Source organism: Hymenobacter ginkgonis (assembly GCF_009755225.1).
In the GTDB taxonomy this organism is placed as follows: domain Bacteria; phylum Bacteroidota; class Bacteroidia; order Cytophagales; family Hymenobacteraceae; genus Hymenobacter; species Hymenobacter ginkgonis.
This window is the reverse complement of record NZ_WQKZ01000004.1, coordinates 616,951-626,652: the sequence shown is the minus strand read 5'-3', so window position 1 is coordinate 626,652 and position 9,702 is coordinate 616,951. Positions and strand designations below refer to the sequence as shown.

Annotated in this window: 7 protein-coding genes; 2 read left to right on the top strand and 5 right to left on the bottom strand. The window is 58.0% G+C overall.

The genetic code is table 11. The annotated features are described in order from the left end of the window. The first annotated feature begins 507 nt into the window (after nt 1–507). Entirely contained in the window at nt 508–1,530 is a 1,023-nt protein-coding gene (locus tag GO988_RS24795) for an ABC transporter ATP-binding protein (protein WP_157568345.1), read from the top strand. Here the strand turns inward: GO988_RS24795 and GO988_RS18690 are convergent. The 5 genes from GO988_RS18690 to thrA all read right to left on the bottom strand — a co-directional run bounded on the left by GO988_RS18690 (nt 1,519) and on the right by thrA (nt 8,362). Continuing rightward, a complete protein-coding gene (locus GO988_RS18690) occupies nt 1,519–2,787 on the bottom strand; it encodes a protoporphyrinogen/coproporphyrinogen oxidase (RefSeq protein ID WP_157568343.1) in 1,269 nt (422 codons plus the stop codon). The genes GO988_RS24795 and GO988_RS18690 overlap by 12 nt on opposite strands. An 11-nt stretch (nt 2,788–2,798) precedes the next feature. Next, entirely contained in the window at nt 2,799–3,494 is a 696-nt protein-coding gene (locus GO988_RS18685) for a c-type heme family protein (RefSeq protein WP_157568341.1), read from the bottom strand. A 54-nt stretch (nt 3,495–3,548) separates the two neighbouring features. Continuing rightward, nucleotides 3,549–4,844, bottom strand: coding sequence for a threonine synthase (gene thrC / locus GO988_RS18680; RefSeq protein ID WP_157568339.1), 1,296 nt, complete (start codon nt 4,842–4,844; stop codon nt 3,549–3,551). A gap of 22 nt (nt 4,845–4,866) precedes the next feature. Further along, complete coding sequence (locus tag GO988_RS18675) at nt 4,867–5,805, bottom strand: homoserine kinase (RefSeq protein WP_157568337.1); 939 nt, start codon at nt 5,803–5,805, stop codon at nt 4,867–4,869. Nucleotides 5,806–5,911: 106 nt separating this feature from the next. Then, on the bottom strand, nt 5,912–8,362 hold the full coding sequence (thrA, locus tag GO988_RS18670; RefSeq protein ID WP_157568335.1) for a bifunctional aspartate kinase/homoserine dehydrogenase I: 2,451 nt from the start codon (nt 8,360–8,362) through the stop codon (nt 5,912–5,914). Nucleotides 8,363–8,530: 168 nt separating this feature from the next. Between thrA and prfA the strand changes: the two genes are divergently transcribed. Then, nucleotides 8,531–9,601, top strand: coding sequence for a peptide chain release factor 1 (gene prfA, locus GO988_RS18665; protein ID WP_157568333.1), 1,071 nt, complete (start codon nt 8,531–8,533; stop codon nt 9,599–9,601). Nucleotides 9,602–9,702 lie beyond the last annotated feature (101 nt).

Below are 9,702 nucleotides of genomic sequence, written 5' to 3'. Positions count from 1 at the left end.
GTTAAAACTTTTTGAGTTTCAAAACCTGAGCAGAAGTTTTCTTTAATAGCTTTTCTGAGCGACCTGGCTAGCTATACAAATAAGTAGCTTTGGTAGTTCGGTGAGCAAGAAATTCTTTTTAAGAAGATTTCCTCACTCAAGCTTTTCCGATTGGCCTATTGCCGTTTGGGAGTGCAAAAGTAGGGAGACATTTTTAACGGGCAAGTATATACGAGTAAATTTTGCGAAGAGTTATGATAAGTAGTTGAAAATCGGGCATAAAATTTTGCTTGCGATTCTGCGCAGACTATCAGTTGAGCCGTGGGCCAGTATTCTATGTCTATCCAAGCTAAGAAAACAGCATCAACCTAGTTCGAGTTAAGGTTAGAAATGTGAGCTGTAAATGTTGTTCTAGGAGCCTAGTGACAGGGTGTATTATTAATAGGCCTACTTACACAGGGTATAGGGTATTCGTTTTCGCTCAGTGAATAATATCAAGCAGACAGTAGTATCATTTATATCCTTCTAATGAAGTTAGTCGAAGTATCTACTATTAGTTTTGAGGAGCGAGGTATTACTGTATTATACCCATTGAGTTTTAATCAGTTGAAGGGCCAGCGGCTAGCATTGACTGGGGAAAGTGGAGCGGGTAAGAGTACACTTTTACAAATAATTGCGGGTTTAGTGCAGCCTAGCACTGGTGAAGTGCGCATTGCGGGAAGCCGAGTACGAGGGCCAGCTGTGGCGTTGGTGCCTGGGCACCCAGGGGTAGCCTATTTGTCGCAGAAATCGGAATTGCCAAAATTTTTGCGGGTAGAGCAGGTTTTGCACTACGCTAGCAAGCGGCCGGTTGCCGAGTCACGCTCACTGTATGAGTTATGCCGCATTGACCATCTGCTGGGACGCCGAACTGACCAATTATCGGGTGGAGAACAGCAGCGGGTAGCCTTGGCTAGGTTATTACTGGGGGCGCCAGGTTTATTGCTTTTGGATGAGCCATTCTCTAACCTTGACCGGGTGCACAAACAGATATTGCAACACATTATTGAGGAACTTGGTCAGCGCCTGGGTATTACGTGTTTATTAGTATCGCATGACGCAACCGACACGCTTTCGTGGGCGGATGAGATTATGGTGTTGCACCGCGGCCGGATAGTGCAGCAAGCATCTCCCGAGGTAGTTTACCGGCAGCCAGTTGATGAATACACTGCTGCGCTATTTGGCGATTACAACCTAGTGCGTGGGGCCGACCGCCAGGTATTGGCACCAACTCCTAGGGGTTCCCAACAGCATGACAATGACTCTTTATTAGTACGACCTGAGCAATTCCTAGTTAGCTCAGATGATAAGGCAGGGGTAGGGGGGACAGTACTGGCGATACGATTCTTCGGGAGTTACTACGAACTAGAGATTCGGTTGCTCGAAAATACAGTCCGAGTGAGAGCCCTTACGTGTACATTGGAGCCTGGCGATAGGGCTTACCTGACAGTAGCTGCCGGGGGGGGCTGGAACATGACTGGCTTGCCAGCCCAAACAGTATTAGCTAGCTAGAATAGCTTCTGCTACTTGCCGACCCGTGCCGAGTGCAGCATTTAAGGAGGGGTAGGACACCCAATCGCCACATTGGAATAAAGTGTCTGTGAGTTTTAGGTCTTGCTGAACGGGCTGACCAGGCGCATATACTGGCAGGGCCTCATTGATAGTATAGGTGCGCAGGTGCCGCCACGTGGCAGCGGTGGGACCAAACCAAGCTACCAACTCGGGCCGCAGGTGGTCGGTGAGGGCTGCATCGGTTAAGCCCGTTTTGCCATGCGTGCTCACAGAAACTAGCCCGTGCCCCGCCGGAGCGAGGGCTGTACTCACCTCGCTTGGGAAAGCAACGTTGTGTACCCGTGCGTTAGATGAAGCATTGAGGTGCAGTAGCCGCGGGCCGTGGCTGGGCGCTGGGCCGTCGGTAGCAAAATAGGTGCAGGTAGTGGTGCGGGCCTCCGGCGTAGCGACCAGGGGGAGGTCGGTACCTAGCAAATGTGTTGCAGCGGGGCCGTCGGTAGCTATTACTGTAGTAGCGGCCGATAAAATTTCGCCCGTTGCTAGGCGTACGGCTCGGCCGCCCTCCAGTATAGCTGCCACCGGAGTGTGCAAGCGGATGGTACCAGGGGGTAGGCGCGAAGCCAGTTGCTCGGGCAACTGCTGTATACCTAGGGCTGGCACAGCCGCTTCGCCACGCACAAACTGTTGAAATACGAACTCAAAGAAATTGCTAGCGGTACTCAGCTCCCGGTCTAGGTATACTCCTCCGAAGAAGGGCCGGAAGAAATTATTGATAATCTGTTCGCTCCAGCCATACCGCCGCAAGAAATTCAGGGTTGAAACTGCGGGTTGAGCCAGGAGTTGCGTTGCTGATTGGCTTTGAATTTCAGCCACCAGCTTCGCAATAAGCAGCTTGTCTTTGAGCGTGCCAATGGGAGAAGCCAACGCGGTAAATGCCGTTAGCGGCGCTTTTAGCGGGTTCTCGAGCGTGGTTTCGCGCCCATCAGCTAGGCGGATAACGGCTCCTGAGCGGAAGGTCTTGAGGTTCAGGGCACCGTAGTCGAACATCCGCCGCGCTTCGGGATAGTCAGTCAATAGAATCTGAAAGCCCCGGTCGAGCCGAAACCCGTCGGGCGTTACATCGGTGCGGACACGGCCACCTACTGCATCAGCCGCTTCGAGTACGAGCACTGGCCGACCGGCGCGGTGCAGCCAGTTGGCACAAGCCAGCCCGGCCATGCCCGCGCCGATGATAATGATGGGGTGTGCTTCACTCATACTATAAGGACTTAAAATAGCTTTGGCATCTTGTGCTCTTTCCACTTTTTGCGCGTTTTCATCGTGTAAAACTCCGCTACTCCGCTGCGCTCCAATGTTAATTGCCACGCACCCAGTACCTGGCCCGCCTGCCGGCCCACCGACCGCAGCCCGGGATATTGCTGCTGGAGCAGCTTGGCTTCGGCGGCGGTGAGGTCGTGCCCGGGCTGGCCGTGGCAGCGCAGACACACGTTGTTATTCAAGGTGATAGGCCGCTGATAATAAAAAGTGTCAACGGCTGGGCGCCCGATAAGGCGCATCGTATCGGGGCGCAGCCCAGCCGCGGCAACAGCTGCTGGCGTAGCGCTGGCTGGCGCTGGCTGCCACTCTGCGCGGCGCGGATTGGCGTGCCACTTGCGGGCCATCGAGTCGACGGCTGGGTAAGCTTGAGGCCGGCAGAAAGCGGCGGCGTGCCCTACCCCCCCCTTAGCCAGTTCGCGTGCTAGCGTGCGGCGTAGCAGCGTATCAGCATAGGCAGTGAGAGAATCGCCGGCCCAACGCGTGGCTTGCAGCAAGTCGTTGGGCATAATGCGTTTAACTTCCCAGTTAGCAGTTTCTTCGGCTATTTGCTTAGTGCCCGGCAAGTGGTGCACTTGGTCGGGCCGGCAGCCCACCAGCACCAGCAAGCTCAGGCAGGCATAGGTAAAATTGACTTTCGACAAAAGCATACTGCGGCAACTGCTTTCGCAGCTGGAAGGTTGCGCCAGGCGGCATACTAGCGGCTACTGAGGCAGCAGCCAGTTGCGCAACGCCTCGTAGTGGGGGGGTAGGGGCACACGCTGCTTGGGCTGCTCTAGTAGATAATGCAGCGCGGCCGGTAACTCTATTTTGCGACCAATAAGTGGCTCGACTACTTCGGGGAATTTCACTGGGTGGGCAGTGGCTAGCAGAAAACCCGCGGCCGCGGGGTATTCTTGTAAATAGTTTTCTAGCGCGAAAAAAGCCACGGCCCCATGAGGGTCAAGCAGATAGCCGCGTTCGGCGTCTATTCGCCGGATGGTGGCACTGGTATCGGCGTCGCTCACGGTGTAGCCGCTCAGCAGCTGGCTGATAGTAGCGTGCTCGTGTTTAAAGAGCTCTAAAATGCGGATGAAATTGCTGGGGTGGCCCACATCCATGGCGTTGGAGATGGTAGCTATGGCGGCTTTAGGAGTGAAAGTACCCGAGCGCAAGTAGTCGGCACCCGCGTCGTTGGCGTTGCAGGCAGCAATAAAATGGCCCACTGGCAGCCCCGAGGCATGGGCAAGCAGGCCGGCGCAGAGGTTGCCAAAATTGCCGCTTGGCACTGCTACCACCGGCGGTGCGCCCGGCTGCCACTGCTGCATAGCAAACAGGTAATACAACTGCTGCGGCAGCCACCGCGCCACATTAATAGAGTTGGCCGAGGTGAGTGTGCGCTGGCGGGTCAGCTCCTCATCCAGAAAAGTCTGTTTTACCAACCGTTGGCAATCATCAAAATTACCGGCAATTTCCAGGGCCGTAATATTTTGGCCGAGCGTAGTAAGCTGTAATTCTTGCAGAGGGCTCACCTTGCCTGAGGGGTAGAGGATGACCACTTCTACGCCCGGCACGCCCAAAAAACCATGTGCCACGGCCCCGCCGGTATCGCCCGAAGTGGCTACCAGCACCGTCACGGCCTTGGTTTCGCCCTGCGAAAAGTAGCCCAAGCAACGGCTCATAAAGCGCGCACCCACATCCTTAAATGCCAGAGTAGGGCCGTGAAACAGCTCTAGCGCCCCAATCTGCTCGGTTACGGGCACCAGGGGAAACTCAAAATTCACCGTTTCGGCGCAGATGCGGCGCAACTCAGCTTCCGGAATGGTATCGCCCACGTAGGGCTGCATCACGGTATAGGCGATGTCGGCCCGTGAAAGCAGGGGTAGGGCCTTCAGAAATTCTGCCGAAAACTGCGGGATAGTTTCGGGAAAGTACAGGCCGCCGTCGGGCGCTTGCCCGGCAATGGTAGCTGCCCGAAAATCTACAGTTGGCGATTGGCGGTTGAGGCTGTAATACTGCATAATAGCAAAAGATAGAGGCGCGTTATTCGGCCGAAACTACGCGGGCTCCTTCGCTCGCAATTGGCCCCACGTGCAGGTGAAAAGCAATGCCCATTTTTTGGTACACGCTGCCCATGGCTTCGGCCGCGGCATGAGCGGTAGCCTCGTCTTGGTTGAGCATGAAAATAGATGGGCCCGACCCCGAAATACCACCACCTAGCGCACCCGCTGCCAGCGCGCGCAGCCGGGCGTCGCCCAAACCGGGGAGGAGAGAAGCGCGCGCCGGCTCCACAATATAATCTTCGAGCGCGCGGCTAATCAAAGCGTTATCGTGGGTGAGAAAGCCGGCTACCAAGCCGCCCACATTGGCCCACTGGCGCACGGCCAGGGGTAGGGGCACGGCGGCCGGCAGCACCGCACGCGCCTCCTGGGTCTTGACCTCGAACTGCGGGTGCACCACGGCCACCCACAGCGGCGGCGGGGGTAGGGGCACTACGTCGAGCGTAGGCAGCACGGCACGCACCAAGGTAAAGCCGCCAAAAATGGCGGGCGCGATGTTGTCGGCGTGCCGCACACCCGAGGCCACGGCTTCGCCATACATGGCCAGGTCGACAAGCTGATGGTTAGTGAAGCGGCTGCCCAGCAGGGCGTTAGCGGCCACTACGGCACCTGCCGCACTGGCCGCGCTACTGCCAATGCCGCTGCCCGGCCGGATGCCCTTCGTGATTTCAACTTCGAAGCCAATGGGCTCGGGCACTTCGCGCAGCAAGGCTAGCAGGGCCGCCCCGGCCACATTGCGGTAGGGGTCGGTGGGGAGGTTGTAGTCGTCGAGGTGCCGGATGGTGAGGCCCGGTTGGTCGGTGCGGCGCAAGCGCACGATGTCGTAGGGGGCCGTGAGGGCTAGGCCTAGCACGTCGAAGCCGCAGCCCACGTTGGCAATGGTGGCCGGCGCGTGGACGGTGACGGAGGAAGGAAGGGGCATTGGGGGTGGCGCGGACTCTGGGAGTGCGCGAGTAAATACAAAATGGGCGCTACAAGAGGCTGGCGTGGCAAGAACATGGCGCCCGCGCGGGTTTGCAGAACCCACCTTACAGCCTGGCGGCCCGAATGATATCGGCGAATACACCGCTGGCCGTGACCTCGGCGCCGGCGCCGGCGCCCTTCACCACTAGGGGCTGGTCGGTGTAGCGGTCGGTGTAAAAAAGCACCACATTGTCTTTGCCGCGCAAGTCGTAGAGGTCGTGGCCGGGCGGAATTTGCTGCAAGCCGACGGCCGCCTGTCCATCGGTATATTGGGCCACAAACTTGAGGCGCTTGCCCTCGCTAGCGGCTGCTTCGTAAAGCGCCCGGAAGTGCGGCTCGTGCACCGCCAGCTGCTCATAAAAAGCGGGCACATCGCCTTCGAGACAGGAAGGGGGTAGGAAACTTTCGTTGGCTACGTCGTTCATTTCCAGCTGCTGACCAGCTTCGCGGGCCAGAATGAGGATTTTGCGCGCCACATCCGAGCCGTTGAGGTCGAGGCGCGGGTCGGGCTCGGTGTAGCCTTCGGCCTGGGCTTGGCGCACCACCTCGGCGAAGGGCCGCGAGCCGTCGTAATTGTTAAACACAAAATTGAGCGTACCCGACAGCACGGCCTGCATCCGGCGCACCACGTCGCCGCTGCGCGTGAGGTCGCCGAGCGTACCAATGACGGGTAGGGCCGCGCCCACGTTGGTTTCAAACAAATACTTGGTGTTGAAATCCTGGGCCAACTGCTTGAGGTGGCGGTAGCTGGCGTAAGCGGCCGAAGCAGCTACTTTGTTGCAGGCTACAATGGCCACGCTTTTGGCCAGCAGCGGGGCATACTGGTCGGCGGCAGCGGGGTTAGCCGTTACATCTACAAAGATGGAATTGCGCAGGTTCTTGCTGATAATGAGCTGCGTAAACTCTTCTAGCGTCAGCTTGGGGGCCTCGTTCAAATCTTCGGGCCAAGTACGCAGGTCGAGGCCACCTTCTTCGCTCACCAGCGAGTGGCGGCTGTTGGCAATGGCCATCACGCGCAAATCGAGGCTGAGCTTTTCGCGCAAATACGCCTGCTGCTGCGCTAGCTGCGCCAGCAACTTGCCGCCCACGTTGCCGGGCCCCAAGATGAAGAGGTTTACCTGCTTAGAAGTGGCCTCGAAAAACTCCTCATGCAGCACGTTAATGGCCTTGCGCACATCGCTGGCCCGAATAACGGTCGAGATATTGCGCTCCGACGCGCCCTGCGCAATAGCCCGGATATTGACGCCATTGTGCCCCAGCGCACTAAACAAGCGGCCACTGATGCCAGGGTGATTTTTCATGTTTTCACCAACCAGCGCCACAATGGCTAAGCCGGTTTCGGGGCGCAGCGGCTCTAGGCGGCCGGCCGAAATCTCACCGGCAAACTCCTCATTTACTACCCCTTGCGCGGCGGGTACGTCGGCCTCGTTCACCCCTACGCAAATGGAGTGCTCCGACGAGCTTTGGGTGATGAGCACCACGTTGATGCGGGCCCGCGCTAGCGCCGCAAACAGCCGCGCCGAAAAGCCCGGCACGCCCACCATGCCGCTGCCTTCGAGGTTGAGCAGGGCCAGGTTGCCGATGCTCGATAGGCCGCGCACCACGTTGGGGGTAGGGGGCGGGGCTACTTCGACCAGCGTGCCAAAATCCTGGGGGGCAAAAGTATTTTTAATCCACATCGGGATGCCGCGTTGCCGCACGGGCTGCACCGTGGGCGCGTACAGCACCTTGGCCCCGAAGTGCGAAAGCTCCATCGCTTCCTCGTACGAAATGTGCGCGATGGGCCGCGCTGCCCGCACCAAGCGCGGGTCGGCGGTAAGCATCCCACTCACGTCGGTCCAGATTTCGAGTTTTTCGGCCCCTAGTGCGGCAGCTAAAATAGCGGCTGTATAATCGGAGCCGCCGCGGCCCAGCGTGGTCGTGTGGCCCTCAGCGTCGGCGGCGATAAAGCCCGGCGCTACCCATAAATTAGAAGGGGTAGCAAGCTGAAAAGCACGTACTTGCTGCTCCGTAACTACCTCCTCTACCTGCGCCATGCCGAAGCGCGAGTTGGTGCGCAACAGCTGCCGGCTATCGGCCCAGGCCGCTGCTAGGCCGCGCGCTTGAAATGCGGCCACCACCAGCCGCGACGACAGCAGCTCGCCGTAGCTCATCAGCCGGTCGAGGGTGCGCGGCGAAAGCTCGCCCAGCGCAAAAATACCGTCGGCCAACAACGCCAATTCCGTAAACTGGGCCGTGAGCCACGGTTGCAGCTCGGCTTGCGCCGCAGGGGTAGGGAGCAGCGCTTCGGCGGCGGTGAGGTGGCGGGCTTCGAGCTGGCGCAGAGTAATGCGGAAGGCTTCGTCGCCGGCGGCCGCGGCGCGGCCCGCGCCAATAAGCGCATCGGTGGTGCCGCCTAGCGCCGACACTACCAGCACCACCGGCCCTTGGGCCAGCGCCTGCCCCACGATGGCGATTACCTTCTCAATGTTTTCGGCAGAAGCCACCGACGTGCCTCCGAATTTCAAAACTTGCATGAGCTCGAACACCCGGCCAGCCGCAGCCCACCGCGCAATAGAGGCCCAGCGCCGCACTAAGTGCTGCACTAAGCCAGCGTAAAGAATTGGCAAGGAACGCCGACCGTTCAGGACGATGTTACCTAGCAGTATCTTTGCAAACTACTGACTATTTTCCCTGACCACAAAATGCTGGATAAATTAGAAGCCATCCGCGAGCGCTACGAGACCGTGAACCACGAGCTGATGCAGCCCGAGGTGATGAGCGACATGAAGCGCTTCAAATCTTTGAATAAGGAACTCAAAGAGCTAGGTAAAATCGTGACCGAATACCGCGCTTACCAGCAAGTGCTCAGCAATATAGAAGGCGCACGCCAAGTTATTTCGACCGAAAAAGACGAGGACTTCCGCGAAATGGCGAAGGCCGAGCTCGACGAGCTTCAGCCCGAAGCCGAGCGCCTCGAAACGGTTATCAAAGATTTGTTGATTCCGAAAGACCCGAACGACTCGAAGGACGTGATTATGGAAATTCGGGCCGGGGCGGGCGGCGACGAAGCCTCGCTTTTTGCCGGCGACTTGCAGCGCATGTACCTGCGCTTTGCTGAAAAGCAGGGCTGGAAAATGGAATTGGTGGACGCCATGGACGGCACCGCCGGCGGCTACAAAGAAATTGTGCTCGCTGTGAAGGGCGAAGACGTGTATGGCAAGCTCAAGTTTGAGAGCGGCGTGCACCGCGTGCAGCGCGTGCCAGCCACCGAAACCCAGGGCCGCATTCATACCTCGGTAGCTTCGATTGTGGTAATGCCAGAAGCGGAGGAATTCGATATTGAGCTGGATATGAACGACATCCGCAAGGACTTGTTTATGTCGAGTGGCCCCGGTGGGCAGTCGGTAAACACGACGTACTCGGCCGTGCGCCTCACGCACCTTCCCACGGGCATCGTAGCTCAGTGCCAGGACCAGAAATCGCAGCTCAAAAACTTCGATAAAGCGCTGCAAGTACTGCGTTCGCGTATTTTTGAAATTGAGCTGGCTAAGAAAAACGAAGCTGAAGGTGCCATTCGCAAAGGCATGATTGGCAGCGGCGACCGCTCCGATAAAATTCGTACTTACAACTACCCGCAGGGCCGCGTAACCGACCACCGCATTGGCTACACGGTGCACAATCTGCCCAACGTAATGGATGGCAACATCGACGATTTTGTGGAGCAGCTGCGCCTGGCCGAAAGCGCCGAGCGCCTGAAGGTGGGCGTATCGTAGAGGGGTAGGGCCTAAAGCAGACACAAACCGAACGTCATGCTGAGTTCCGCGAAGCATCTCGCTCGCGTCGTTGGGGGTAGTAACCAAACGAAGCGGTGGAG